This is a genomic window from Actinokineospora cianjurensis, assembly GCF_003663795.1.
Lineage (GTDB): Bacteria > Actinomycetota > Actinomycetes > Mycobacteriales > Pseudonocardiaceae > Actinokineospora > Actinokineospora terrae.
Genome location: NZ_RCDD01000003.1, coordinates 308,527 through 334,571 on the forward strand (window position 1 = coordinate 308,527; position 26,045 = coordinate 334,571).

Below are 26,045 nucleotides of genomic sequence, written 5' to 3' on the forward strand. Positions count from 1 at the left end.
GAGCCATCAGTCGCCAAGCCGGGAACGATGCCGGGCGGGGCGAGGGGGCGGGCGGCGGGGGAGAGTGAATCGGTCCCTGCTGTGGCGCTCGGCGAACTCGGCGATGATGGCGTCCCGCTCCAGCCGCAGGTCCCGTCCCGCGCACACCCGGTCCAGGGCGGTGCTGAACTCCTGGTGCACGCGCTGCGCGGTGTCGTAGGACGTCGTGCTGAAGGCGACCAGTTGGTACAGCGGGGTGAACAGGTCCGGGTGCAGTTCGTGCAGCCGCCGTTCCAACGCGCGGCGGGCCAGGAAGGTCGAGCTGTCCACCTGCTCTGACAGTTCCTCCAGGTTGCGCAGCGACAGGTCGGCCAGCGCGTGCCCGGCCCTGACCCGCACGGCGCTGTACTCGGCGAGCGTGACGTCCACCGGGTCGCCCGCGGCCGAGGCGAACCGGGACCTGGCCAGCAGCGCCGCCAACGCGGCGGTGTCCTCGAAGCTGCAGTTCACGCCCTGCCCGAAGAACGGCACCACGGCGTGCGCGGCGTCGCCGACCAGGACGGCCCGGCGGTGGTGGTACGGGGCGCAGCTGATGATGCGCAGGCGACCGGGCCGACGATCGGTGAGGTCGTGCTCCACTTCGGCCATCCGGTCCACGACATCCGGGAACTCGGTGGCGCAGTAGTCGCTGACGGCGTCCGGGGACGGCAGTTCGGCGAAGTGGCGTTCGCGGGACTCGCCTTCCACGGGCTTGAACAGACTCGTGGTGAACGTCCGGTCCCGGTTGGGTTGTGCTTGCAGGAAGTGGTCGCCGCGCGGCCACAGGTGCATGCCGGTCGGGTCGGCGTCGGCGTAGTCCATGGTGATCTCGGCGTGGCCGTGGGCGATGTGGTCGCGGGTGACCCACAGCTCGGTGGGGTGCGCGGTGGCGATGGCCTCGCGGACCGAACTGTTGGCGCCGTCGCAGCCAACTACCAAGTCGGCCTCGACCCACCCGGTGGCACCGTCGCGGTCGCGCAGCAGGACAGCCGGGCGCGCGGTGTCCACATCGACGCAGGCGTGTTCGTAGTGGATCCTCGCGCCCGCTCGCAAAGCCTGGTCGCGCAAGGTGTCCTGGAGGACTCCACGCGGGATGGACACCAGGTGGTGGGCGTCGTCGGTGCCGTACGGCTGGGTGGAGATGGCACCGTCGCGGTGGTGGATGATCCGTTTCGTGAGTACCGCGCCCTGTAGGTAAAGGCGCCGTTTGACCGAACGCGGTAGGCAATCCAGCCCACGCGAGGTGAGGGTCAGGTTGAACGAGTGACCGGACCCGCCCGAGGACTCACCGCCACGTTCGTAGACGTCCACCGCGACGCCCTGGCGGCGCAGCAGTGTGGCCAGGGCGCAGCCGACCGGCCCGGCTCCGATGATCACCACTGAGCGTGTCGTGCGGTCAGGCATCGCGACCTCCCCGGTTGGCTGCGTCAGGCCGCGGCGCGGTGCCGTTCGCCCGGAAGTAGTCGAACATCCGGCGGACCCACTCCGTGTCCTGCTCGGGTTGCGGGTACCCGAGATCGGCCAGGGCACGCCTGGTGCGCGCGTTGTCGAAGGTGTGCGTGCCCAGGCGCATCACGCCCTCGCGCATCAGCGGCACGAGGGTGCCGAGCCCTTCGCCCCGGTCATCGTCTTGCACCTGCTCTTCCAGCGCGGCGAGCCACTGCGGCCGCGTGGTGGCGGCCATGGCGTAGCCCTGCTCGCGCAGCGAGTCGATGATCTCCGACCAGGTGAGGCCGACACCGTGGTGCTCGTGCCAGTTCTCGTTCTCCGGTGCCCGGTCCGAGAGCCGGATGATGGACTGGGCGACGTTGTCCACCGGCAGCAGGTCGACCGGCGGCGCGTCGGTGATGTCCTCGGGGAACTGCCCCAAGAAGGCGAACCCCTTGAGCTGCAACCAGAAGAAGTCGTCGTGCCTGCACGCGCCGGTGCGGCTGTGCCCGCCGATCCGGCCGACCCGGTGCAGGGTGACCGGCAGCCCGGCCGCCCGCGCCTGGAGCGCCAGGTGCTCGGCGACCCACTTGCTCTGCGAGTACCCGATGCCCAGTGACGCCGGGTCGCCCGGGATCGTGTCCTCCGCGACGGTGTCCGGTGTGGAGTCCGGCGGGAACACGCCCAGGGTGGAAATGAGCCGCAACGGGGTGCGGTTGATCCCGCAGAAGTCGAGCAGGTGGCGCAATCCGTCGACGTTGGTGCGCTTCACCGTGTGGTACGGGACGACGAAGTTGATGTGCGCGGCGGCGTGGTAGACCTCGCTCACCGACCAGGCGAGCGACTCGAACCCCTCCCCCAGGCCGAGTCGAGGCTGGCTGAGGTCACCGAGCACGATGCCGACCTGGTCGACGCTGGTGGTGATGGCGAACTTGTCGAACGCCTCGCGCAGGCGACCCCCCGCGGCCTCGACACTGTCCGAACGGACCACACAGGATACTCGACGGCCCTGGCGCAGCAGTTCGTCGAGCAGGTGACTGCCGAGGAATCCCGTGGCACCGGTGAGCAACACGACGCCGTCGACCGGCGCTTGGCGCTCCCCGACCTTGAGGTCGTGCAACTGGGCCTCGGAGCGCAGGTCCGGCGCCACGGGTGCGCCACGGTCGCCCAGGCTCGCCGTCATCCCGCGCACGGTCGGCGTGTTCAGCAAAGCCGACAGCGGCACGTCAGCGCTGAATCGCTCCCGGACGAGCCGGTGCAACCGGGCCGCGAGCAGGGAATGACCGCCCAGCAGGAAGAAGTCGGCGTCCGGGTCGGCGGGCGCGTCACCCAGAACCTCGGTCCACAGTTCGGCCATCGTGCGCTCTATCTCGCTCCAGGCAACCTCGGAAGCGGGCTCCTCCTCTTCGTGCTCGTCGAGCCAGGCGCGCAGCGCGCGGTGATCGGTCTTGCCGTTGGGCGTGACCGGGATGGCGTCGAGGCGGGTGACCTGGCGGGGAATCATGTACCCGGGCAGGTCCGCGCCGAGCCGCGCACGCCAGTCCACGGGCGGCTCGGCGCCACGGACGAACGCGTGCAACGCGCGGTCGGCACCGGCGGGGACCACGACCACCGCGGCGGCCTCGATGTCCAGCACGCGTTCCAGCACGGCCTCGATCTCGCCGGGTTCCACGCGGTACCCACGGATCTTGACCTGATCATCGGCGCGACCTCGGTAGTGCAACCGGCCATCCGGAGCGAGAACCACTACGTCACCGGTGCGGTACATCAGCTGACCAGGGGCGAACGGGTCGTCGACCATGGCCTGGCTCGTCTTCTCCGGCAGCCCGATGTACCCGGGCGACACGACCGGCCCGGCGACGCACAACTCCCCCTCGACACCGAACGGCACCTGTTGACCGTCGGCGAGCACCCGGGCGTCGACCCCCGCGACCACCCGGCCGATCGACGGGAGCGTGGGCCACTCGTCGGGATCGGCGGGCAACTCCTCCCCCGTGCACAGGTGGGCTTCGGACGGCCCGTAGATGTTGCTCAGCCGCGCGTTCGGGTAGCGCTTGAACATGGCGCGCAGGTCATCGGTGATGGTCAGCCGCTCGCCGGTGACGTACACCTCGCGCAAGTCAGCCAGGTCCACTGTGGACGAGCGCAGCACGGCGGCGAGTTCACGCAGTGCCACGTAGGGGAAGAACGCCCGCTCGACGCGGTGTTCGGCGAGGAACTCGGCCAGCGCGACGAAGTCCGTGCGGGTGGCGGCGGGCGGGATGACCAGTGTGCCGCCGGTGCACAGGGTGCCGAACACCTCCTCGGCGATCACGTCGAACGCCGGGGACATGTACTGGAGTGTGCGCATCCGGCGCCCTGCCGACATGGCGGCCTGGTTGCGCACCAGGTTGGTCAGCGTGACCTCCGGTAGCACGACGCCCTTGGGCCGCCCGGTGGAACCCGACGTATACACGGTGTACACCGGATCAGTCGGCGACTTCCGCGCCGAGACAGCGAACGGCAGCTCACTGTCCACATCAGACGGAGACACCACGTCGAGCCCGTCGGGCAGGTCCACCTCGACATCGGCGGCCTTGACCAGGATCCGGGCACCGCAGTCGTCCAGGGCGAAGTTCAGCCGCTCGCGGGGCTGCCCCACGTCGAAAGTGACGTAGCTGCCGCCCGCGCGCAGGATCCCCAGGATGGTCGTCACCAGGTCCAACCCGGGCCGCAGCAGCACAGCGACCGGCCGCGACTCCCCCACTCCCCTGGCGGCCAGACCGGCGGCGATCGAGTCGACCCGCCGGTCCAGCTCGGCGTAGGTGATCTCGACACCATCGGCGACCACGGCGGTGTCCGCACCGGCCTCGGCGATGGCGGCGTTCAGCAGGTCGTCGGCCACCTCGGTCCCCAGGGTGGGCGCGTCCGCCTGGCGCTCGCACAGCGTGGCGATGGCCCGCTGTTCCTCGGCACTGACCCACGGCAGGTCACTGACCAGCGCGTCCGGCTCGGCAACGACCCCGTGTAGCAGCGTTTCCAGGCGCGCCACCAGGTGGCCCGCGAAGGCACCACCCTCGGCCGAGCGCGAGTTGTGCTCGATGATCATCGTGTAGTGGTCCGAGGACTCGTCCACGACCAGCGCCAGGTCGTACTTCGCCCCACCCGGCGTGTAGTCCCAGGTCTTCACACCCCAGTCCGGCAGGTCCAGGCGCCGCGCCTCGGCGGGCATGACGGTGACCATGGCGGTGAACAGATCAACAGTCGCGCCCTGCCCCCGCAGGTCGCCAACAACAGCCTCTAGGGGCGCGTGCCGGTGCCGCAGGACCTCCAGGAGTTCCTGCTTCACCGATCGCAGCACGTCCCGCGCGGTCGCGTCCTCGGCGAGCCGGTGGCGCAGCACGGTGGTGTTGGTGAGGTGCCCGACGACCCCGGTGTCGGCGCCCTCCCGCACGGTGACCGGCATGCCGACCAGCACGTCGTCGTGGCGGGTGTGCCGGTGCAGCAGCATTAAGTACAGGGCGACGAACACCATGCTCGTCGTGAACCCCTCGGCCTTGCAGAACTCCCGCAGTCGCGTGGTCAGTTCCGCGTCCAGCACCAGGTGTCGGGTGACGTTCCGCGCCCGCCTCTCCCCCGGCAGGCCGATGCGCGTGGCAACGGGGGCGTCGGCGAGTTTGTCGCGCCAGTACGCCGCCGTCGCCGGGGCGTCTGCGCGCTCGGCCCACCGCGCGTAGGACTCCACAGCTTGCCGCCTGGCGGCGCGCTCGGGCTCCTGACCAGCGGCGATCGCGGTGTACGCGGCCTCCACCTGGCTCAGGTACGGCTTCCAGGACATCCCGTCGAAGACCGTGTGGTGGACGTTGAACACCAGCACGCTCTTGCCCTCGTCGGCGAGCCGCAGGTGCCGGACCCGCACGAGCGGCCCGTCGCGCAGGTCGAAGACGGTGCCCGCGACCTCGGCGACCTGTGCGGTCACCCAGCCTGAGTGCTCACGCGGCTGGTCCCGCACGTCGACGATCGGCGGCAGGTCCGTGTGCACGACCTGTCGGACGTCCCCGTCCAGTTCGAACACCGTGCGCAAAGCCGAGTGGTCACGGTGGACGACGCTCAGTGCCTCGACCAGGTGGGCGTGGTCCAGCGGCACCCGGGGGCGCAGCACCAGGGGCTGGTTGTACGCGGTCGGGTCGTCGCCGTAGGTGCTGGCGAACCACAGGCCCGCCTGGGCCGGTGAGGTGGGGAACCGCTCGGTCGCGGGGTCGGCGGTGGTCGTGCCAGCAGCAGTCCTGTCAGCAGCACTCGTGCCAGCGGTGGTCGTGTCGGCGGTGGTCGTGTCGGTTCTGGTCATGTCAGCGCCGCGCCCGCTGGGTGCGGATCAGGTCGGCGATGCCACGCGCGGTGCCGGCGTCGACGATCTCGTCCGGCCCGAGCTTGACCCCGACGATCTCCTCCAGCCGCGCGCCCAGGTCGATCAGGTGCAGCGAGGTGACCCCGGCCTCGATCAGCCGGTCGTCCAGGCCGATGCGCGCGTCCCCGGTGACCTCGACCAGCGTCGACCGGACCGTCTCCGCCAACCGGTCGCCCGAGGACTCACCCGCGGGCTCGCCTGTCCGGTCGACAAGGCGGCCGGACAGTTCCTTGCGGTCGACCTTGCCGTTCGCGTTGAGCGGGAAGGTGTCGAGGAACTCGACGACGGCGGGGACCATGTAGTCGGGCAGCGCGGACCGCAGGTGGTCGAGCAGCTCACGGTCGCTGGTCTCGTGGTCGGGCGCCCGCAGGCACCACAGCGCGAGCTGGTCAGCGGCACCGTCACTCGGCACGGCCTGCGCCACGGCGCGCTGCACCCCGGCAAGCTCCTCGGCCGCCACCTCGACCTGACGCGGCTCCACCCGGAACCCGCGCACCTTCAGCATCTGGTCGGTGCGGCCCGCGAGCACGATCGCGCCGTCGTCGGTGCGCTTGGCCAGGTCGCCGGTGCGCAGCAGGCGGCGGCCGTCGTGCTCGGTGAACTTGCGGTCGGTCAGCTCGCGGTCACCCAGGTACTCGATGGCGACGCCGTCCCCGGCGATGCACAGCTCCCCGATCTGACCGGGCGGGCACTCGGCGAGGTGTTCGTCGCGCACGGTCAGCTCGACGGTCGGCATGGGCGACCCGACCGGGACCTCGGCGCTGGCCAGGTCAGCCGCGGTGATCTTGTGCACGGCGGTGAGCGCGGAGTTCTCGGTGCAGCCGAAGGCGTTGAACAGGTCGCCGCCGACCAGGTCGAGCGCGCGCTCCAGGTGCGACACCGAGGGGAAGTCGCCGCTGACGATGATCGACCGCGCCTGGGCGATGGCCGCCGGGTGGTGCGCCACGAGCAGGTTGAACAGCCCGACCGGGAGGTTGAGGACCGTGGTGCCCTCGGCGGCGATCAGCCGGGCCAGGTCGCCGAGCGGCGGGACCTGCTGGGGCGCCACGGTGAGCCTGCCGCCGCGCAGCAGGCAGGTCCAGATGTCGGTGGTCGATGCGGCGAACGACGGCTGCGCGAGCTGCAAGAACCGGTCGCCTGGCCCGGGCGTGAAGCCGGTGAGGTGCCGCGACACCCGGGCGATCCCCCGGTGCGCGAGCACGACCCCCTTCGGCTCGCCGGTCGACCCGGAGGTGAACAGCACGAACGCGGGCTCCCCCGCGTCCACCTCCATGCCCAGCGGGTCGGTGGATAACGACCGCGCGGCGTCGAGCAGGTCCGTGAGGGATAAGCAGGTGTCCGCGAGCAGACCGTCTGCGGCACTGTCGGTGATGGTGAGCGCTGGCTCGGCGACGCGATGCATGCGCGCCTTGTGCTCGGCCGGGTGGCCTGGGTTGAACGGGACCACCACCAGCCCCGCCTTGAGGCCGCCCAGGAACACCTCGTACGTCGCGAGCGAGCGGTCGAGGTGCACGCCGACCCTCTGCCCGGGCGTGAGGCCGCGGTCGCGCAGCGCGTGGGCGATCTGGTTCGTGACCGCGTCCAGTTCGGCGTAGGTCACCGTGGTGGTGCCATCCGAGATCGCCTCGCTGGTGGCGTGCTCTCGGGCAGTGCGCATGAACGCGCCGTGGATGGTGTCAGTGGTGACTGCTCCAGGCTGGGCTGCCCTGGCCTGGGTGGTGGCTGTCATGGGCTGTCAGCTCCTCTCCTTGGCGAGATGGCGTCCGGTGAGGCTGTTCTTCTGCTTGGCGAGGTCGGCGGGCACGCCGGTGAAGACGATCTCGCCGCCCTCGGAGCCCGCGCCGGGGCCGAGGTCGATCACCCAGTCGGCGACCTTGACCACGTCCAGGTCGTGCTCGATGACGATGACGGTGTTGCCCGCGTCGATGATCCGGTCGAACAGGTCGACCAGGTGCCGCACGTCGGCCATGTGCAGGCCGGAGGTCGGCTCGTCGAAGACGATGACCGAGCCCTTCGCGGTGAGCCTGCTGGCCAGCTTCACCCGCTGCCGCTCGCCGCCGGAGAGCTCCGAGAGCGACCGGCCCAGCGTGAGGTAGCCGAGGCCGACGTCGAGGAAGGCGCGGAGCCGCTCGGTGACCGTCTCGTCGGAGAACTGGTCGACGGCCTCCTCGATGGTCGTCTCCAGCACGTCGGCGATGGACCGGCCACCCACCTCGTACGCCAGCACGGCCGGGTCGAACCGGCGGCCGCCGCAGGTCTCGCAGACGACGGTGACCGGGTCCAGGTAGGCCATGTCACTGGTGATGGTGCCCCGGCCCTTGCAGGTGGGGCAGCCGCCCTCGGCGTTGAAGCTGAACAGGCCCGGCTTCACGTCGTGCTCGCGGGCGAACAGGGTCCGGATGTGGTCCCAGATCTTGGCGTAGGTCGCGGGGGTCGAGCGCGGGTTGATGCCGACCGCGCTCTGGTCGATCACCACGACGTCCGGGTGCTGCTGCGGCAACACCTTGGTGGCCAACGTGCTCTTGCCCGAACCGGCCACGCCGGTGACGACGGTCAGCACGCCGAGCGGGAAGTCGGCGTCGACGCCGCGCAGGTTGTGCAGGGAAGCCCTGCGCACCTTGAGGTGCTCGGTGAACTCGCGCGGCTCGCGCTCGGGGATCGGCTTGCGCAGCTCGCGACCGGTGACCGTGTCGCTCTTGGCCAACGCGGCGGCCGTGCCCTCGAAGGTGACCGAACCGCCACGTGCCCCGGCGCCGGGGCCGATGTCGATGACGTGGTCGGCGGCCTCGATCACGGCGCGGTTGTGCTCGACGACGAGCACGATGTTCCCCTTGTCCCGCAACTGGTGCAGCAGCGTGATCAGCCGTTCCACGTCGCGCGGGTGCAGCCCGACGCTCGGCTCGTCGAACACGTAGGTCATGCCGGTGAGACTGGAACCCAGGTGCCGCACGGTCTTGAGCCGTTGCCCCTCGCCGCCGGACAGGCTCAGCGACGACCGGTCCAGCGACAGGTACCCCAAGCCGACCTCCTCCATGCGCGTCAACGCCGCGATCGGGGGACGCAGCACCGAGCCGTCGCCGATGGTCTTCTCCATCTTGCGCAGCACGTCGACGAGGTCGGTCACCTGCAACGCGGACAGATCGGCGATGTTGTGGCCATCGATCTTCGACTTCAGCACCGCCTGCGCCAGCCGGGTGCCCTTGCAGGCGCGGCAGGGTTTCTTGTCGACCAGCGGCTCGACGTGCTTGCGGTCCTTGGGTTTGAGCGAGTCCAGGCCCGGCTTGACGAACCGGCGGGTGAACCGGTCGACCAAGCCCTCGTAGTCGTTGACCGCCACGTTGTTCAGGTCGTCGAGCCGGTCGGTCTGGAAGTCGCTGCCGTACAACAGCAACTCCAGTTCGTCCTTGGTGTAGTCCTTCACGGGCTTGTCCGCGTCGAACAGCTCCTTGCCGAGCCTCTTCGCGGGCTGCTCGACGTGGTAGTGCGCGGTGGCGTAGCGCTTCCAGTAGTTGGTGCCCACGGCGAAGTTCGGGTGCGTGATCGCGCCCTCGTTGAGCGACTTCGTCTTGTCCAGCAACAGGTCCACCTCGACGGTGAGCACCTCGCCCAAGCCCTCGCACTCCGGGCACATGCCGTCGGGGGCGTTGAACGAGTACGCGGTGGACTCACCCGCGCTCGGGTTCCCGTGGCGGGAGAACAACACCCGCAACATCGCGTGCACCTCGGTGAGGGTGCCGACGGTGGACCGGGCGCTGCGCCCCAGGTTGCGCTGGTCGACCACGATGGCCGGGGCCAGGTTCTCCATCCGCTCGAAGTCGGGGCGCTCGAACTTCGGCAACCGGTTGCGGATGAACAACGGGAAGACCTCGTTGAGCTGGCGCTGCGACTCCTTGGCGATCGTCTCGAACACCAATGAGGACTTGCCCGACCCGGACACGCCGGTCACCACGGTGAGCGCGGGCGAGGGGATGCTCACGGTCACACCGGTGAGGTTGTTGGTGCGGGCGTCGTGAACGACCAACGGCGGCCGGGCACTGTTCACAGGTGGAAGTCCTTCCTCGGTAAGGATTTCGGCGGCGCTTGGCGGCTACGGCCCGTTGGCGCGCACCAAGCGGCCGCCCCGCGTCAGCAGGCTAGCGGCGAACCGGCTCAGGGGTCGGTCGAGCTCGTCCACCGCCTGGGTGAACCACTCGGCGCTCGCCCGGCCCAACCCCTGGGCCTGCTCCACCACCGGACGCCGCAATGCCTCGTAGTCGCGCAGCGCAGCAGCCACCGTGTTCGCGCCCGCCACGGCGTCCACCAACGCCTCCGCGTCCGCGAACGCGAGGTAGGTCCCGTGGCCGATCGAGTAGTGCGTCGTGTGCGCGGCATCTCCGACGACCACGATATTGCCCAACGCCCACGGCCGCACGACTCGCTCGCGGAAGGTGCGCCACTGGTAGGTGTCATCGCCCGTGCCGGTGCTGACCCGCACCCCGAACAGCGCCCGGATGTCGTCGGGGTCGATGGCGCGCTGGCCTTCCAGCAGGAACGTGCTCGCCGTGGCGCTGTACGGGTAGGCGTGGGCCATGAACAGGCCACCCGCGACCGGCCGGGTCAGGAACGTCAACCCGTCCACGGCGTCGTCGAGCCCCAGCCAGGCGAACCGCGGACCGACCTGGTTCAGCGACACCTCGAACCCGGCCTGGTCGGCCAACGATCCCGCGCCGTCCGCGCAGACCACCAGGTCGTAGGAGGTGGCCAACGCGGACAGCCGCGGCGCCGCGCGTTCCCGCAGGATCACCCCGGCCGCCGCGCATTCCTGCCACAGCAACCGGTTCAACGTGGCGCGCGCGATGGCGGCCAGGTCCGGCGTGGCGGAGGTGGTCCACGAGTCGCCTTCGCGTTCCACGGTCGTGGTCTGCCACCGCACGACGTGGTCGGCGAACTCGTCGGCCAGGTGCGGTGCCGCGCGGCGCAGCAGTTCGGTGGCCTCCGGGGGCAGGATGACGCCGAACCCGGCGTTCTCCTCACGGTCGCGTTCCCACACGACCACCTCCTTCGCCACGCCGCGCCGGGCGAGCAGCAGCGCGGTCATCAGCCCGGCGGGACCGCCGCCGACGACCGCGGCTCTCATCGCCGCCCCCCGACCCGCTCGACCTTCCCGGCCCGAACACCCGCCTGCTCGACTGGAACACCCGCCTGAGTGGCTGGAACACCTTCCTCGGCGACTGGAACACCTGCCTGGGCGGCTGGAACACTTGCCTGGGCGGCTGGAACACTTGCCTGGGCGGCGACGATCGCGGTCACCCTGGTGGCGACCTCCCGCACCGACGGCATGCCGTGCATCTCGCGCTGCACGGCCCGTGCCGCCGCGCGCTGCTCCGGCGAGGTCAGGGCGGCCACCACGGCCTTGGCGAGCTCGTCGGAGTCGAGGGCGTTGAGGTCGAGCATCGTGCCCGCGCCGGAAGCGGCCATCGACTGGGCGTTGCCGACGCTGACCGTGCCCGGCATCGGGATGCCCACCTGGGTCAGGCCGGAGTCGAACGAGGTCAGCACCGTGCCGGAGCCTGCGTGGTGCACGATCGTGTCGGAGTGGTCGAGGGTGAACTTCAGCGGCAACCACCTCTCCAGCCGCACCCACGACGGCAGCGGGTCGGGCAGCAGGTCGAGCTGCGCGCTGCCCGCGAGGATCACCGCCTCGCACGGGGTGCCGTCGAGCGCCTCGATGATCGTCCGGTAGGTCGCGCCGCGCCGGGACTGGGCCTCGGTCGACCCGCAGGTCAGCACGATCCTGGGCACCGCGCGCTCACCCAGCAACCAGCGCGGCACGTCGGCGGCGCCGTTGAACGAGCCGTACCGCATGGTCAGCCGGTGCTCAGGCACACCGTTGGTCCAGGGCAGCTCGGCGTTGTTGGGCAGCGACGGCGGCAGCACGTCGATCTCGACCGCGGCCTCGGGAACCCGGTCCGGCAGGTCGGGGCGGGAGGCGAGGATGTGCGCGAGTGCGGGCTCGAAGGTCGGCAGCGGCGAACCGTACCCGTGCAGCACGCCGACCGCGCCGAGCTGGTGGGCGGCAACGAGCGCGGCGGAGTGAATGCCCGGGTAGACGATCGCCTCGGCACCCCAGGCCCGGCCGATGTCGAGCAGGTCGTCGAGCATGCGCAACCCGACCTCCCCGAAGTACTCGCCGTGCAGCGTGAGCGAGTCCTCGTCGACCGGCCCGTGCCCGGCATTGCCACTCTCGATGATGTCGAGCAACCGGTCGTACGGCGCCCGCGCGTCACGGGACCCACCGGCGTCAACCGTGGTGAGCCCCGCGCGACGAGCCGCGTCGGCAGCGGCCCCACTGGTCGCGACGAGCACGTCGTTGCCGTCGAGGACGAGCTGCTGGGCCAGCGGCACCAGCGGCAGCAGGTGCGACAGGACCGGCATGGAAGTGATCAGGTATTTCATCGGGATGAGCTCACCTTTCCCTTCTGTGTCCGAGCGACCCGGTGCCGCGCGGCGACCCGACCGAACGCGGTCGACGGGTCAGCCAGGTCCAGCGGCAGGTCGAAGTGGTCCCGATCAGGCACGATCCGTGCGGTGACCGGCACCCCGAGCGCACCCAGGTGTGCCGCATAAGCCGCGTGTTGGCGCAGGTAGCTGCCGGTTTCGTGCTGGCCGACGGCGAGGAGTACCGAGTCGCAGCGGGGTGCGGGCATTGTCAGTGGGCTGTGTGCCCCGGCTTGCTCCTGGGTGAGGCCCACGGCGTCGTTGACGTAGGTGCGGGGGATCTCGGTGAGGTCGTAGAGGCCGCTGACCAGGCACGCGGTGCGGACCCGCGGTGTGCTCGGGCGGGTGAGGGCGGCGGCGAGCAGGTGGGCGCCTGCGCTGCTGCCCGCGACGTGGACCTGGGTCGGGTCGATCCCGTACCGCGGGGCGGTCTCGGCCAGCCAGTCGAGTGCCCGCGCCACCGAGGTGATCATCTCGGGCACGGTTCGCGCCGGGGCGAGCCCGTAGCCGATCGCGACGTACGCCAGGCCCTGGGCCACGGCGTCCTCGGCGGCGAAGCAGGCGTCGTCGATGCCGGACTCCTGCCAGTGACCGCCGTGCACGAACACCAGCGCCTCTGGACCTGCCGGGAACACGTGGCACCGTTCGCCCGGGTCTGCGCCGTAGGGCACGGACTCGTGCACTACGAGCCGGGCGCGCGCCGCGTCCCCCCGGGCCCGGTAGTGCCGCAACGACCCTTCCGGGTCGCGGGCTACCGAGCTCGGGGAGTACTCGCGGTCCAGCAGGGCATTAGCCATGGCTCTTGGTTCCCAGAAGCACGCCGTGCGGGGTCCAGCTGTTGCCCTTGACCCGGGTGATGTCGGCGAACCCGGCGCCAGTGAACCACTCCTCGTGCTCGCGCCACTCGTAGATGGTCGAGTCGACCGAGGGCAGCGTCGCGAAGTAGACGTTGTCGAGCGCGGAGTAGAGCGGGCCGCGGCCGTCGTCGTCGGCGAAGGCGTTGAACACCGCGACCTGACCGCCGGGCGGCAGCGCGTCGTGCGCCCGCTTGAGCAGCGCCTGGTTCTGCTCGGGCGACCAGATGACGAACTGGTGGGCGAACAGCACCATGTCGTACCCGCCGGGCAGCTCGCCGCCGAACATGTCGCCGACGACCACATCGATCCGATCGTCGAGCCCGGCCGCGGCGATGTTGTCCCTGGCCACCTCGACGGCGCCCTCCAGGTCGAACACGGTGATCCGCAGGTGCGGGTGCGCGGTGGCCAGCGCGATCGCGTTGACCGCGTCACCGCCGCCGACGTCGAGCAGGCGCCCGACCCCGCTGTAGTCGACCTGGCCCAGCAGCACCGGGTTCGACAGCTCCGACCACGAGTTCATCCCCCGGAAGAACAGGTTCTCCAGCTCCGGGGTCTGCTCAAGGCGGGTGTACATGTCGGCGCCGGTGCCGGGCAGGTGCCGGATGCCCTCGTTCTTGCCGGTGCGCAGCGACTCCGCGTACTCCTTGGCTGGCAGGTACGACAGCCGCTGCTGGAAGTCGATGATGTTGCGGATCAGCGGCCAGGTGCCGTCCTCCAGCGCCTCGCGCAGCGGCCCGGCGGGGACGTAACCATCGGTGTCACGATCGGTGAGGCCGAGCGAGGTGGTGCCGAGCAGCAGTTTGCGCGCCGACTTCACCGGCAGGCGTAAGCCGTCGGCGACCTGCTCGACGGTCGACGGGCCGTTGAGGGTCAGGTACTCGAACAGCTGGAGCTCCGAGGCCGCGCGCAGTTGCTGGAAGGCGGAGAACCCGAACAGCACCGGCACCAGCGGCCCGAGGTCGGCTTTCGGCTCCACCGCGGGGGCGATGGTCTGCTGGCTCATCGGCGGGCCCCCGTCGTCACCGCACCAGCCGACGCGGCGAGCTCCTCGGCGCCGACCAGCCGGGGTTGCGGGATGGGGACGAAGAACCGGCCGCCGCGCTCCAGGAAATCGGCCTCCTTGGCGAGGATCTCGTCGCGGTAGTTCCAGGCCAGCAGCACGTACACGTCCGGCTCCCGCTCGCGGGCCTGCTCCGGGGAGACGACCGGGATGCCGAGGCCGGGGATGAGCGTGCCCTGCTTCTCCGGGGTGGTGTCGCTGCAGAACTCGAGCGAGCCGGGCGGGACCTGGCTGGTGGTCAGCAGCGTGACGCCCTTGGCGGAGGCGCCGTACCCGGCCATCCGCAGGCCCTCGCCGCGCAGGTCGAGCATGCCTGCGCGCAGCGCGGCCCGCAGGTTGTCGACGATGTCGGCGAACCCGTCGTAGGCGTCGTCGCGGTAGAGGCCCGCGTCCGCCTCGGCCTTGATCCGCGCGTCGACGGTGTCGGGGTTGGTCGGGTGCCGGGAGTCGTCGTGCGCGACGGTGACCACGATGGAGCCACCGTGCACGTCGAACTCGGCGACGTCGACCACCCGCAGGTCGAACTCCTGGAACAGCCGCTTGAGCGTGCCGACCAGGAAGTACGACAGGTGCTCGTGGTAGACGGTGTCGAAGGCGCGCCGGTTGATCAGCTCGACCAGGTACGGCACCTCCAGGGCGAAGAACCCGTCCGGCGCCAGCAGTTCCCGCACCCCTGCGACCAGGTCGTGCAGGTCGTCGATGTGCGCGATCACGTGCCTTGCCATGATCAGGTCGGCACGGCCCCGGTCGCCGCGCACGGTCTTGGCGACCTCGGCGGTGAAGAAGTCGGTGCGGGTGTCCACGCCGCGGTCGCGGGCCTGCGCGGTGATGTTCCGCGCCGGGTCGATGCCCAGCACCTGGCAGCCGTGCTGCTGGAACTTCGCCAGCTGGTCGCCGTTGTTGCTGCCGATCTCCACGACCAGCGACTCCGCGCCCAGGTCGAGCGCGCCGCGGTAGTGCTTGGCCAGGCCCTCCATGTGCCGGTGGATCAGCCGCGACGGGGAGCTGACGTAGAAGTAGTGGTCGTAGAGGTCGTGCTCGTCGACCACGTGGGTCAGCGACATCAGCCTGCACTCGCGGCAGGACATCAGGGCCAGCGGGAAGATCTCCTCGGGGACGGACTCGTCGGTGACGAACGAGTTCGCCAGCGGGACCCGGCCGAGTTCGAGGAACGTGTGCCAGTCGTCGGCACCGCAGACCCGGCAGGATCGGACCGGTGTCACACGGGTGTGCTGCATCGTCTCTCCGTTTCCGTTCAGCGGTCAGTTCGGTGGTGCTGGTGCGGTCATGGCCGGAAGTCGGTGACCGCGTCGATGACCATGCGCTGGTAGTCGGCCGCCATGCCCGCGTGCATCGGCAGGCGCACCAGCCTGCGCGGCACCGTTTCCGCGACAGCGCACCCACCCGGGCCGGGTCGTCCGAAACGGCGACCGGCGGGGGTGTCGTGCAGAGCCAGGTAGTGGACCGTGGCCGTGAGCCCCTGTGCCGCCAGGTGTTCCAGCAGCGCGGACTTCGAGTCCTCTGTGGGCAGTATCAAGTGGTACAGGTGCGCGGAGTGGGTGGTGTGCGCCGGGATGTGCGGCGTGGCCACTCCGTGCTCACGGGCCCAGCCGGGCAGGGTCGTGTCGTAGGTGCTCCACCAGTGGCCGCGGATGGCCTGGACCTCGTCGAAGGTCTCCAACTGCGCGGCCAACAGCGCCGCCAGCAGCTCGTTGAGCATGGAGCTGGAGCCGAGCTCGACCCACTGGTACTCCTTGACCAGGCCCCGGAAGTAGTGGTGCCGGTCGGTGCCGCGGTCCTGGATGGTCCTCGCCCGGTCGGTGTCGGCCGGGTCGTTGACCAGCAGCGCGCCGCCCTTGGCGCAGTGCACGTTCTTGGTGGCGTGGAAGCTCAGCGTGGCGAACCGGCCGAAGCTCCCGGCCGGGCGGCCGCGGTAGGTGCTGCCGAACGCCTGCGCCGAGTCCTCCACCACGGCCAGCCCGTGCTCGCGGGCGATGGCCATGATCGGGTCCAGCTCGCACGGCACGCCCGCGTAGTGCAGCACCACGATCGCCTTGGTGCGTTCGGTGATCGCGGCGGCGATGTGATCGGCGGCGACGTTGAGCGTGTCCGGGTGACTGTCCACATAGACCAGTCGAGCACCGCGCAGGGCGAACGCGCACGCCGTCGGGGCGTAGGAGAACGCGGGGACGATCACCTCGTCGCCCGGCTCGATGTCCAGCGCGATCGCCGACATCTCCAGCGCGTGCGTGCACGAGGGCGTGAGGAGGACCTCGGCGGCCGCGGTGACCCTGCGCACCACCGCGGCCGCCTGCTCGGTGTACGGCCCGTTGCCGTCGAGCTTGCCGGTCTCCAGTGCGTCGCGGAGGTAGTCCCACTGGCGCGGGGCCACGTAAGGCTCCGTGAAGGGCAGCAGGTCCGTCATCGCCTTGGTCATCGGACCAGTTCCACGAGCGAGAGGTCGATGACGATCTCACCGCGCTCGTCGGCAGCGCGCCGGAACACCTCGGCGGTGCCCATCTCGTGCTGCGGCACCGAGAAGCTCTCCGACCGGAACGGTCGCATGTCCATCCCGTTGCGCTTGGCGATCGCGGCGACCTCGTCGGCGTCGCCCATCGCGGAGCTGAAGCCGAGGAAGGCGCGGCCGCCGTCGGTGAGGCGCTGGGGCAGTTCGGTGAGGAACCGCTCGTGCAGCCGGTAACCGGGGTCGAAGAAGTGATCCGCGAAGTAGTCGCCGTCGGCGCGCTCAGTGTCGCCGTCGATGAACGGCGAGTTCCAGAACACCAGGTCGAACCGGGCGTTCGGGTCGACGCCCGCGAACAGGTCGCTCGCCACGCAGTCGACCCGGTCGCCCACGCCGTAGCGCTCGGCGTTGAGCCTTGCGCTGGCCACGGCGTGCGGGTTGATGTCGACCGCGACCACCTCGCGGCAGCCCGCCAACGCACCGGTCACCGCCGCGACCCCGCAACCGCAGCCCATCTCCAGCATGCTCACCGCGCCCGCGTACGGCAGCCACTCGGCGAACAGCCCGGTGGAGGTGTTGTACTCGCTGCCCACCACGCCCGCGAGCTGGTGCCACTCCTTGCCGTGCAGGGTGAACACCTGGTCTTGGTCGCACAGGCGCCGCGCGTCCTGGAGGGCCCCTGTCGCCATCTCCCTACCGAGCTCCCTCATCCGTCCCTCCCGTTCAGTCGGTGTCGCTTGAGTTCCGGTTCAGAGCTGGGTGCGGAAGGTCCACAGCTCCGGGAAGAACCGGTGTTCGTTGATCGCGCGCAGCCAGGGCGCGCCGTCGCTGCCGCCGGTGCCGTTCTTGCCGCCGAGCATCCGCTCCACGACGAGCAGGTGGGTGGCCCGCCAGTGCGAGAACTGGTAGGCGACCTCCAGCAGCGCCTCGCCCAGCCGGTGAGCCGCGTGGTGCTTGGTCGAGTCGCGGTACACCTCCAACCAGACACCTTCCACCCCCGCGCTCAGTTCATGCTGCTGCGCGGGAGTTTTCTCCAGGCAATCGGCCGGGACCGCGTAGCCCTGCCTGGCCAGGTGCGCCAGAGCGGCGTCGTAGAGCGAGGGCTTGGCCAGTTCGGCGCGCAGCAGCGGGTGTCCATCCACATAGGTCGCGTCCACCTTGTCGCGCGGGCGGTTGCCCATGACGAACTCCAGCGTCCGGTACGCGAAGGACTGCACCCCGGAGGCGTCGCCGAGCACGTGCCGGAACGCCACGAACTCGTCGGCCGACATGCCGTTCATCGACTCCCAGCAGGCCACCAGGACCCGCTGGGTGCGGACGGCCCTGGCCAGCGCGAGGCAGGCGTCGGGGACGTCGTCGCGCCCGAGGCCGGCCCGCGCGGTGTCGAGGTCGTCGGTGACCGCGCGGAACAGCAGTTCCTTGACGTGGCTGAGCAGGATGAAGTTCAGCTCGCCGCGGGCGTCGCTGCGCGGGTTCTGCAGTTCGTGCAGTTCGTCCATGCGGGCGTAGGCGACGTACTCCGGCGCCTGGGTCATGGTGTTACCTCCACGGCGTCAGTTCGGCGGGGCGAGCACGCTGTGGATCGCCTCGGCGGCGCGTCGCACGTGCTCGGGGGTGACGTACAGCGGCGCGAACGCCACGCGGATCAGGTCGGGTGGCCGGGCGTCGACGAGCACGTTCCGTTCCGCCAGGCCGTGTTCGACCGCGTCGGCGTCGGGCACGCGCAGCGCCAGGTGTCCGCCGCGCTGCTCGGGATCACGCGGCGAGACCACCTCGACGTCCGGGTGCAGCGCGTCCAGGAACGCCTCGCCGAGGGCCTTGGCGCGCCGGTGCAGCTCGTCGATGCCGACCGCCACGAGCGGGTCCAGGGCGTGGTCGAGCGCGACGAGGCTGAGCAGCGGCGGGGTGCCGTTGCGGCCCCGGTCGATGCCCGCGGCCGGGACGTAGTCCGGCGTCATGGCGAACGGGTCGGCGTGCCCGTGCCAGCCGGCGAGCGGGAAGTCCACTTCGGACTGCCAGCGCTCGGCGACGTAGAGGAACGCGGGCGCGCCCGGTCCGCCGCCGAGGTACTTGTAGCCGCAGCCGATGGCCAGGTCGACGTCGTTGGTGTCGAGGTTGGTGGGCAGGACACCGGCGGCGTGGCAGAGGTCCCACACCGACAGCGCGCCGACGGCGTGGCACAGCGCGGTGGTCGACCCGATGTCGCGCCGCCGCCCGGTGCGGAAGTCGACCGGCGCGGCCAGCGCGACCGCGACCTTGTCCCCGTGCTCGCCCAGGTAGGTGTCGAAGCCGTCGCGGGTCTCGACGACGAGTTCGCGGCCGAGCAGGCGCGCCACGGAAGCCGCGATGTACAGGTCGGTCGGGAAGGCGTCGCCCTCGATGAGCAGGACCGGGCGCTCCCGCAGCCTGCACGCGGCGATCAGCGCGTTGAACAGCGTGGTCGAGGTCGTGTCCCCCGCGACGACCACCTGGCCCGGCGCGGCACCCAGCAGCGGCGCGAGCTTGTCGCCGACGGTGCGCGGCAGGTCGAGCCACCCGTCGCGGAACCACGCCCGCACCTGTCCCCTGGCCCACTGCTCGGACACGACGGTGCCCAGCCGGTCGAGCAGGTCCGTCCTCGGCGGACCGAGGGAATTGCCGTTGAGGTGGATGAGATCACCGGTGGCGAACCCACCGATCACTTCCCCGGGCACGGACATGGCACCTCCTTCCGCTGTCTCGGCTTGCGTCGACGGTATCCGGGATCCATTCTCGGTGACCATCAGACAACTGTCAGATCGAGGTGAACAATCACCGCGTGATCGCGTATGCCTGATTTCCATTCGGACTGGCGGCGGCCCGGCAGGAATCGTCGGCCCCCACGGCGGAGAAACACACCTTGCCCAAGGTCCGGTCCGGCACGACCTTGACCGTGTGCCCCTTGGCCTCCAACGCGGTGATCACGTCCCGGCCGATGCCGGACTCGACCGTGATCACCCCGGGCGCCGCGCGGCGGGGGGCGAACGAGGTCGGCACGTGGTCGCTGTGGAACGCGGCGGCCTCCACGCTCTCCTGGAGCCCGAGCCCGAACGCGGTGTGCGCGAGGAACGCCTGGAGCGTCCACTGGTCCTGCTGGTCACCGCCGGGGGTGCCGAAGGCCAGCTCACCGCGGCCGCCGCGTTCGACGATCGTGGGGCTCAGCGTGGTGCGCGGCCGCTTGCCGCCGACCAGCGCGTTGGGGTGCCCCGGGTCCAGCCAGGCCATCTGCCCGCGCGTACCCAGCGGGAACCCGAGGCCCGGCAGCACCGGCGAGCTCTTCAGCCATCCACCGCTGGGGGTGGCGGCGACCAGGTTGCCCCTGTCGTCGGCGGCCGTGGCGCAGCAGGTGTCGCCGCTGGTCTGGGTCGCCAGGAGCGCCACCGGCACGGTCACCGGGATGCCCTCGCGCAGCTGCACCAGCCACGGCGGGTCGGTCGGCTCCAGCTCGCCAAGCGGCAGGTCCGGCAGCCGGGGCTGACGGCCCGCGATGACGCCCGGACGCAGGTCCAGGGACGCTGTGTCGCCGACCAGGGCGGCGCGGGCGCGGTTGTAGTCGGGGTCGAGCAGCCACGGGGTGAGGTCGTCGGTGAAGCGGGGGTCCCCGTACCAGGCTTCGCGGTCGGCGAAGGCCAGCTTGGTCACCTCTGTCATCCGGTGCACGTAGTCCGCGCCAAGGAAGTCGGTCGAGCCGATGCCGTCGAGCAGCGCGAGTTGCTGGAGGAACACCGGCCCCTGGGTCCACGGGCCCGCCTTGTGCACGACCCGGTCGCCGAAGGCCAGCGTCAGCGTCGCCTCTTCCTCGGCGGTCCATCGGGCCAGGTCTTGCCCGGTGAGCAGACCCGCGTGGGTGTCGCCGGTGGCGTCGAGGACGGCGTGACCGGTGACGTAGTCGTCGATGACCTCGGCGACGAACCCCCGGTAGAAGGCGTCGGAGGCCGCGCGGATGACGCCCTCGCGGGTCCGGCCGGTGGCCTCACCCTCGGCCAGCAGCCGCCGGTAGGTGTCGGCGAGGTACGGGTTGCTCCACCGCTGCCCGGCCCGGGGCGCGTGGCCGTCGCGGTCGAGGAACACCCGCCCGGACTCGGTCCAGTGCTCGGCGAACACGGGCTGGACGGCAGCGATCATCTCCGCAGCCTTGGGCAGCAGCGGAACACCGGTCGTCGCGTAGTGGATGGCCGGTTCCAGCACCGTCCGCAGCGGCAGGGTGCCGTGCTCCTCCAGCAGCAGCATCCAGGCGCCGAACGCGCCGGGGACCGTGGCCGCGAGCAGACCGCTGCCCGGGACCGCGGTCAGGTCGAGCGCCTGGAACGCCTCGATCGAGGCGGTCGCGGGCATCGGGCCCTGGCCGCAGATGGCGCGGGTGGTGCCGGTCGCCGCGTCGTGGAAGACGATGCTCACGTCGCCGCCGAGGCCGTTGAGGTGCGGCTCGACCACCTGGAGCACCAGCCCCGCGGCGACCGCGGCGTCGAACGCGGTGCCGCCGTGGTCGTACATCGACGCGCCCGCCGCGCTCGCCAGCCAGTGCGTCGACGAGGTGGCGCCCCGACTCCCCCACATCTCCGGTCGCGTGGTCATCCCTGCCCTCCCCTGTCCGCGGTGCCCCAGACCCGGCCGATCACGTTCACCGTCGCGGTGCCGTCGTCGACCACGCTGACGCAGGTGAACACGGACTCCGTGCCGCGCTCGGTCACCTGGCGGACCATCACCGGCGCGCCCTGCTGCTCGGCGTCGAGCGCCACGGCCAGCACACCCAGGGCCGCGGCGACGGGCAGGCACCCGGCGTCCTCCGGGATGCCGAACCCGGGGGCGAACACCCTGGCCAGCACCTCGCCGCGCTCGCGGTCCCAGCGGAACAGCGTGAGGTCGGTGAGCTTGTTCGCCCACATCAGGTCGAGGTCGGGCGCGGGCGAGTCCCGCGGGTCCCGCTCGACCTGGACGAAGGTGAACGCCCTGCCGACGCCGGCGGCGATCGCGGTGCCGCCGTAGGGCTCGAACACCTCGCCGGTGATCTCCTCGTGCAGCGCGGGACCGTCGAACGGCACGCGCACCTCGCGGCCGTCGGTCCACAGCCACTGGCACCCGGCGTCGGAGATCCGGCCCACCGAGCCCGGCGCGAGCCTGCCCGCACTGACCAGGTGCGCGGCGGTGCCCGCGAGGGAGTGCGTGGCGAACGGCGTCTCCCCGCTCGCGGTGAACACCTGCGAGGCGAAGGTCCGCTCGGCGCGGTCGCACAGGTTGACCAGCACGGTCTCGTCGGCCCGCGACTCGCGTGCGTGCTGGGCGGCCTCGTCCGGATCGCCCGGGAACAGGATGTCGAGGGCGCTGCCCCGGCCCGGCTCGGCGCCGAACATGTCCACTGTGGTCACTCGGGTGTCGGTCACGCGCATGCCACACCTACCAGGTGCTTCTCGGCGAAGTCGACGACGACCTGCTCGTCGCCCTGGTACGGCTGGTCCGGGCGCGGCCAGTGCACGACCAGGTCGGTGAACCCCGCGTCGGCCAGCTCACCGGCGGCGTCCTCGTACGCGGCGACCGACGAGGTCACGCCACCCACGGCCGCGTCGGCCAGCAGCAGCCTGCGCAGCGAACCCGGGTCCCGGTCCACCCGCTCGCACGCCGCGTCGACGGTGGCCTGCTGGCGCTTGAGCACCGGCATGACCTCGCGCAGCGGCTTGGGGTCGAAGTCGTTCGGCGGCCCGGAGGTGACCCAGTGGCGGCCGAACCGCGCGGCCAGGTCCATGCCCTTCGGCCCAGCGGCGGCCACCGCGAACGGCAGGCGCTCACCCTGGCCCGCGCGGGGGTGGAACGTGGCGTTGGCCGTGGTGTACCAGTCGGAGGACTCGTCCACGTCGCCGTGGACCAGCAGCCGGTCCAGGAGGTCGACGAAGGCGGTGAAGCGGTCGGCGCGGGTGCGCGGGTCCAGCGGCGGCTGACCGAGCAGGCTCGCGTCGTGCCCGGGAGCGCCCGCGCCCAGGCCGCAGATGAGCCTGCCGTCGGCGACGTCGTCCACGGTGACCAGGTCCTTGGCCAGGGCGGCCGGGTGGCGGAAGTTCGGGGTGGCCACGAGCAGGCCCAGGCCGATGGTGTCGGTGACCGTCGCGGCCGCGGTGAGGGTCGGGATCGCGCCGTACCAGCGGCGGTCGGCGAACCAGCGCCACATCAGGTGGTCGTAGGTCCAGGCGTGGTGGAATCCCAGGTGGTCGGCGGTGCGCCAGCGCTGCTCGGCGACCTTCCACTCGTGCTCGGGCAGGACGACGACGCCGAAGCGCATCGAGCCCACGTCCACAGCGGTCATGACCGGGCTCCCGCGTAGTGCATCCCGGCGACGAGGTGCGCCGCGCGGCGCAGGGTGGCGGGCATCTCGGCGATCAGCGGCCGCAGCGCCGGGTCCGGTCGACCGGTGACCACCGGGTGGTGCCTGCCGTCGACCTCGGGGTACAGGCCGTGGTGGGCCAGGTCCTCCGCCAGCTCCGCGACGCGGTCGTCGAGTTGGGTGACCAGTTCCGCGTGGCCGACCGGGCGGCGGATGGTCAGGAAGAAGTTGTCGTAGAGGTCCTCCTTGTCCCGCGAGACGCCCTGGCGCACGGTCCCGGCGGACTTCTGCAGCAGCGAGCGGCCGTCGGGGACGAGGTGGTCGGCGATGAAGTCGTGGGTGCGGCGGTTGCGGGCAACGGCCTCGTCCAGCTCCCGGCACGACGGGTCGTCCTGCCAGTCGAACCGGCCGCGGAACAGCAGCCGGATCGGCTTGTGGTCCGGGGCCCACGCGCCGCTGAACGACGGGTGCTGCAACGCCATCCTGGTGCGGATGTTGGCGTGGTAGTGGTCGCGGGGCACGGTCGCGGAGTACAGGAGCATGGCGCTGTAGCCGTCGACGCAGGACGTCAGCACCTCCAGTTCGCGCTCCGAGGGCAGGTCGTCACCGCGGCGGGTCACGACGTCGCTCATCGCCCGCCACAGCGCGAACGAGATCTGGTGTCCCGCGAGCCAGCGGTACCAGAACACCCGGCGCGCCTCGACCGGGCGCGTGCCGAAGAGGGTGTAGTCGGGTAAGTGGTCCAGGTCCGCGCCGTGCGCGGTGTCGTCGCTGTCCGCGTAGTCCCCGTCGGTCGCGGGGAGGAACAGCAACCGCGGCTGGAGCGCGGGGTCGGTGGACGCCTGGGGGCGCCTGCGGTCGTGCGTCACGAGTCCGCCTCGGCGAAGTGCAGGAACTCGAACTCCAGGCCGTTGGGGTCCAGCACGTAGAGGCTGCTCATCCCGGACGAGTCGATCACGATGTCCGACGGCGGTTCCTCCCGCTGCCAGGTGACCTGGGTGGCCTCCTTGGCGCGCAGCCAGCGGTCGCGCAGCGCCGCCAGGTGCTCGACGTCGTCGACGACGATGCCGACGTGCTGGAACTGGTGGTCGAGCGGCCCCGGGCCGTGCCCGCTGTGCTCGGTGCGGTCGAACACGTGCAGCCGGACGTCCCCGGCGCGCAGTTCGGCCAGCCGCCCGATCCCCGGAAGGCGCGAGCGGGTGAGGTCGGAGAACTCGTCGAGTTCCCATTCCACGCTGCTGTCGAGGAATTCCTTGTACCAGGCGATGGTGCCCTCGACGTCGTCGGTCTGGATGGCGATGTGGTTGACTGTGAGCGCGATGTCCAGTCGGTTCACCGTGTCCCCTTTCGGTCGCGAACGCCGCGTGCGTCTTCGTTCTCCCGACTTCGTGCCGGGCTCAGCCGAGCCGGACTGTGCGGCACCGGTCCCGGTTCGCGCCCCGGTCAGCCGAAGATGGCGGGCCCGGGGGTGAGGATGCCGCTGGGGTCGTAGCGCCGCTTGGCCGCCTGGAACGCCTGCCACCGGTCCCCGTACTGCAGCCGCCAGTCCCGCGCGGTGAACGGGACCGAGCCGATCGGGTACAGGGTGGCGCCGTGCGCGTCACGGGCGCGGGCGAACATCCTGGCGTTGCGGGCCAGCATCTCCTCGACGAACGCCGGGTCCGGTCCCGCCTTCTCCGCGACGGTGTTGATGTCGAGGACGAACGCCCACCGCGTGCCGTCCGGCCTCGGGAGCCGGGGGAACGGCCTGGTGGTGAGTGAGCGGCGCTGCGGGTAGATCAGTCCGGCGCCGTAGGGGCCGATGTCGCGCGGGGTCAGCGTGGGGACGACCTCGGCGAGGTAGTTCTCGAGGGTCGAGCCGGGCAGCCAGATGTCGTACCAGGGCTTGATGAGCCGGTCCCAGCCCATCGTCGCGCGCAGCTCGTCGATCGCGTTGTCGATGGTGAAGGCGTAGTCGAGGTAGCCCGCGTCGGTGATCTGCGGGGTGGCGGACAGGCCCCGGGTGATGGCGGCGTTGTCGGGCTGGGGGCCGTCGAAGAACGCTGTGGCGTAGAGCTTGTAGGTTGCTGTGGTGCCGGGCGGGAAGAGTTCGGCGTAGACGTGGTCGACGCCCTGGCGGTCGATGAGCGTGCGCAGGTCCCGGCAGAACGCGGCGGTGTCGCCGTACTCCAGGGCGTAGGTGCGGGCGTTCTCCTTGGCAGGAGCCAGGTCCAGCGCGGCTTTGGTGATGACCCCGCACTGGCCGAGTCCACCGAGTACGGCCTCGAACAGGTCCGACTTCTGGGTGCGGGAGCAGCGTTCGACGTCCCCGGTGCCGGTGACGACCTCCAGCTCTCGCACGTGGTCAACCTGTAGCCCGGAGTTCAGACCCCCGACCAGGCCACCGATCCCGCCCACGGAAAGGGTTCCGCCCACGGACAGTCCTGTGTAGGCGGTCAGCGTGGGCGGGGTCGTCCGGGGGGTCTGCGCGTAGGTCGCCTTGGTGAGGTCCATCCACTTGATACCGGAGTCGACCACGGCGGTGCGCGGGGTCAGCGAGTGCACCCGGTTGAGGTACTTGTTCTCGATGAGCACACCGTTCGACAGACCCTGCCCGTGCGTGGTGTGCCCTTGGCCGCGCGTGGATACACCGAGACGGTGCTCCCGGCAGAACCGGACCACGGTAGCGATGTCCCGGGTGGACCCGGGCCGCAGTACCGCGTGTGGCTTGCGGTGCACGATGTTGCCCAGGTCGGTCGCCACAGCCTCGCGGGCGGCATCGTCGACCACCAGCTGACCGTCCAGCGGCGGCACCCGGTCGAACGGCGGCGCGGACGGTGGGGCGGCGGACGCCTCGGTGACCCACACGCGGCTCGATGGGTCGAATCCCACCACCGCTGCCGAGGCCGCCGCCCCCAGGAATCCGCGCCTGCCTAACATCCCGCCTCCCTCACTCGCCGCCGGTCCACTCGCGGCGAAGACCTGTGCACTCCTTGCTCTTGGGTGACCTACCCGACCTGATGGCGACCTAACCGGTGAAAGAC

General features: G+C 71.0%; 19 protein-coding genes. All 19 read right to left on the reverse strand.

Annotated features, from left to right (window positions below; all coding sequences use genetic code 11):
• Window positions 1–6: 6 nt before the first annotated feature.
• A complete protein-coding gene (locus CLV68_RS21080; protein WP_121392631.1) occupies window positions 7–1,422 on the reverse strand; it encodes an FAD-dependent oxidoreductase in 1,416 nt (471 codons plus the stop codon).
• On the reverse strand, window positions 1,415–5,773 hold the full coding sequence (locus tag CLV68_RS21085) for a non-ribosomal peptide synthetase (RefSeq protein ID WP_121392632.1): 4,359 nt from the start codon (window positions 5,771–5,773) through the stop codon (window positions 1,415–1,417). The genes CLV68_RS21080 and CLV68_RS21085 overlap by 8 nt, the downstream gene beginning before the upstream one ends.
• A 1-nt stretch (window position 5,774) precedes the next feature.
• Entirely contained in the window at window positions 5,775–7,562 is a 1,788-nt protein-coding gene (locus tag CLV68_RS21090) for a non-ribosomal peptide synthetase (protein WP_121392633.1), read from the reverse strand.
• 6 nt (window positions 7,563–7,568) lie between these two features.
• On the reverse strand, window positions 7,569–9,875 hold the full coding sequence (locus CLV68_RS21095) for an ATP-binding cassette domain-containing protein (protein WP_121392634.1): 2,307 nt from the start codon (window positions 9,873–9,875) through the stop codon (window positions 7,569–7,571).
• Window positions 9,876–9,920: 45 nt separating this feature from the next.
• A complete protein-coding gene (locus tag CLV68_RS21100; protein WP_121392635.1) occupies window positions 9,921–10,949 on the reverse strand; it encodes an FAD-dependent monooxygenase in 1,029 nt (342 codons plus the stop codon).
• Window positions 10,946–12,268, reverse strand: coding sequence for a glycosyltransferase (locus CLV68_RS21105; RefSeq protein WP_121392636.1), 1,323 nt, complete (start codon window positions 12,266–12,268; stop codon window positions 10,946–10,948). Before CLV68_RS21105 ends, CLV68_RS21100 begins: the two co-directional genes overlap by 4 nt.
• Window positions 12,265–13,107 carry an alpha/beta hydrolase gene (locus CLV68_RS21110; RefSeq protein WP_121392637.1) on the reverse strand — a complete coding sequence of 281 codons (843 nt, stop codon included), beginning with the start codon at window positions 13,105–13,107 and terminating at the stop codon, window positions 12,265–12,267. Before CLV68_RS21110 ends, CLV68_RS21105 begins: the two co-directional genes overlap by 4 nt.
• Window positions 13,100–14,170 carry a methyltransferase gene (locus CLV68_RS21115; RefSeq protein ID WP_121392638.1) on the reverse strand — a complete coding sequence of 357 codons (1,071 nt, stop codon included), beginning with the start codon at window positions 14,168–14,170 and terminating at the stop codon, window positions 13,100–13,102. The genes CLV68_RS21110 and CLV68_RS21115 overlap by 8 nt, the downstream gene beginning before the upstream one ends.
• Window positions 14,167–15,465 carry a class I SAM-dependent methyltransferase gene (locus CLV68_RS21120; RefSeq protein WP_121392639.1) on the reverse strand — a complete coding sequence of 433 codons (1,299 nt, stop codon included), beginning with the start codon at window positions 15,463–15,465 and terminating at the stop codon, window positions 14,167–14,169. Before CLV68_RS21120 ends, CLV68_RS21115 begins: the two co-directional genes overlap by 4 nt.
• A 47-nt stretch (window positions 15,466–15,512) precedes the next feature.
• Complete coding sequence (gene rffA / locus CLV68_RS21125; RefSeq protein ID WP_121392640.1) at window positions 15,513–16,664, reverse strand: dTDP-4-amino-4,6-dideoxygalactose transaminase; 1,152 nt, start codon at window positions 16,662–16,664, stop codon at window positions 15,513–15,515.
• The gene (locus tag CLV68_RS21130; RefSeq protein WP_121392641.1) at window positions 16,661–17,401 is read right to left on the reverse strand and encodes a methyltransferase; all 741 of its coding nucleotides are present in this window, start codon (window positions 17,399–17,401) and stop codon (window positions 16,661–16,663) included. The genes rffA and CLV68_RS21130 overlap by 4 nt, the downstream gene beginning before the upstream one ends.
• Window positions 17,402–17,440: 39 nt before the next feature.
• A complete protein-coding gene (locus CLV68_RS21135; protein WP_121392642.1) occupies window positions 17,441–18,226 on the reverse strand; it encodes a tryptophan 2,3-dioxygenase in 786 nt (261 codons plus the stop codon).
• Between the two features lie 18 nt (window positions 18,227–18,244).
• Entirely contained in the window at window positions 18,245–19,390 is a 1,146-nt protein-coding gene (locus CLV68_RS21140) for an aminotransferase class V-fold PLP-dependent enzyme (RefSeq protein WP_121392643.1), read from the reverse strand.
• Between the two features lie 91 nt (window positions 19,391–19,481).
• Window positions 19,482–21,284 (reverse strand): gamma-glutamyltransferase family protein, encoded by a 1,803-nt coding sequence (locus CLV68_RS21145; protein WP_121392644.1) that lies wholly within the window; start codon window positions 21,282–21,284, stop codon window positions 19,482–19,484.
• Window positions 21,281–22,090 (reverse strand): phenazine biosynthesis protein PhzF, encoded by an 810-nt coding sequence (locus CLV68_RS21150; RefSeq protein WP_246010021.1) that lies wholly within the window; start codon window positions 22,088–22,090, stop codon window positions 21,281–21,283. Before CLV68_RS21150 ends, CLV68_RS21145 begins: the two co-directional genes overlap by 4 nt.
• Window positions 22,087–23,004 (reverse strand): LLM class flavin-dependent oxidoreductase, encoded by a 918-nt coding sequence (locus tag CLV68_RS21155; RefSeq protein ID WP_246010022.1) that lies wholly within the window; start codon window positions 23,002–23,004, stop codon window positions 22,087–22,089. The genes CLV68_RS21150 and CLV68_RS21155 overlap by 4 nt, the downstream gene beginning before the upstream one ends.
• On the reverse strand, window positions 23,001–23,891 hold the full coding sequence (locus tag CLV68_RS21160; protein ID WP_121392645.1) for an L-tyrosine 3-hydroxylase: 891 nt from the start codon (window positions 23,889–23,891) through the stop codon (window positions 23,001–23,003). Before CLV68_RS21160 ends, CLV68_RS21155 begins: the two co-directional genes overlap by 4 nt.
• Entirely contained in the window at window positions 23,888–24,358 is a 471-nt protein-coding gene (locus tag CLV68_RS21165; protein WP_121392646.1) for a VOC family protein, read from the reverse strand. Before CLV68_RS21165 ends, CLV68_RS21160 begins: the two co-directional genes overlap by 4 nt.
• Window positions 24,359–24,465: 107 nt before the next feature.
• On the reverse strand, window positions 24,466–25,941 hold the full coding sequence (locus tag CLV68_RS21170; protein ID WP_121392647.1) for an FAD-binding protein: 1,476 nt from the start codon (window positions 25,939–25,941) through the stop codon (window positions 24,466–24,468).
• Window positions 25,942–26,045 lie beyond the last annotated feature (104 nt).

Bases quoted from the DNA above. Each gene is read 5' to 3' on its own strand.
- CLV68_RS21080 (WP_121392631.1), bottom strand. From the start codon at position 1,422: ATGCCTGACCGCACGACACGCTCAGTGGTGATCATCGGAGCCGGGCCG.
- CLV68_RS21085 (WP_121392632.1), bottom strand. From the start codon at position 5,773: ATGACCAGAACCGACACGACCACCGCCGACACGACCACCGCTGGCACG.
- CLV68_RS21090 (WP_121392633.1), bottom strand. From the start codon at position 7,562: ATGACAGCCACCACCCAGGCCAGGGCAGCCCAGCCTGGAGCAGTCACC.
- CLV68_RS21100 (WP_121392635.1), bottom strand. From the start codon at position 10,949: ATGAGAGCCGCGGTCGTCGGCGGCGGTCCCGCCGGGCTGATGACCGCG.
- CLV68_RS21105 (WP_121392636.1), bottom strand. From the start codon at position 12,268: ATGAAATACCTGATCACTTCCATGCCGGTCCTGTCGCACCTGCTGCCG.
- CLV68_RS21110 (WP_121392637.1), bottom strand. From the start codon at position 13,107: ATGGCTAATGCCCTGCTGGACCGCGAGTACTCCCCGAGCTCGGTAGCC.
- CLV68_RS21115 (WP_121392638.1), bottom strand. From the start codon at position 14,170: ATGAGCCAGCAGACCATCGCCCCCGCGGTGGAGCCGAAAGCCGACCTC.
- CLV68_RS21120 (WP_121392639.1), bottom strand. From the start codon at position 15,465: ATGCAGCACACCCGTGTGACACCGGTCCGATCCTGCCGGGTCTGCGGT.
- rffA (WP_121392640.1), bottom strand. From the start codon at position 16,664: ATGACCAAGGCGATGACGGACCTGCTGCCCTTCACGGAGCCTTACGTG.
- CLV68_RS21130 (WP_121392641.1), bottom strand. From the start codon at position 17,401: ATGAGGGAGCTCGGTAGGGAGATGGCGACAGGGGCCCTCCAGGACGCG.
- CLV68_RS21135 (WP_121392642.1), bottom strand. From the start codon at position 18,226: ATGACCCAGGCGCCGGAGTACGTCGCCTACGCCCGCATGGACGAACTG.
- CLV68_RS21140 (WP_121392643.1), bottom strand. From the start codon at position 19,390: ATGTCCGTGCCCGGGGAAGTGATCGGTGGGTTCGCCACCGGTGATCTC.
- CLV68_RS21145 (WP_121392644.1), bottom strand. From the start codon at position 21,284: ATGACCACGCGACCGGAGATGTGGGGGAGTCGGGGCGCCACCTCGTCG.
- CLV68_RS21155 (WP_246010022.1), bottom strand. From the start codon at position 23,004: ATGACCGCTGTGGACGTGGGCTCGATGCGCTTCGGCGTCGTCGTCCTG.
- CLV68_RS21170 (WP_121392647.1), bottom strand. From the start codon at position 25,941: ATGTTAGGCAGGCGCGGATTCCTGGGGGCGGCGGCCTCGGCAGCGGTG.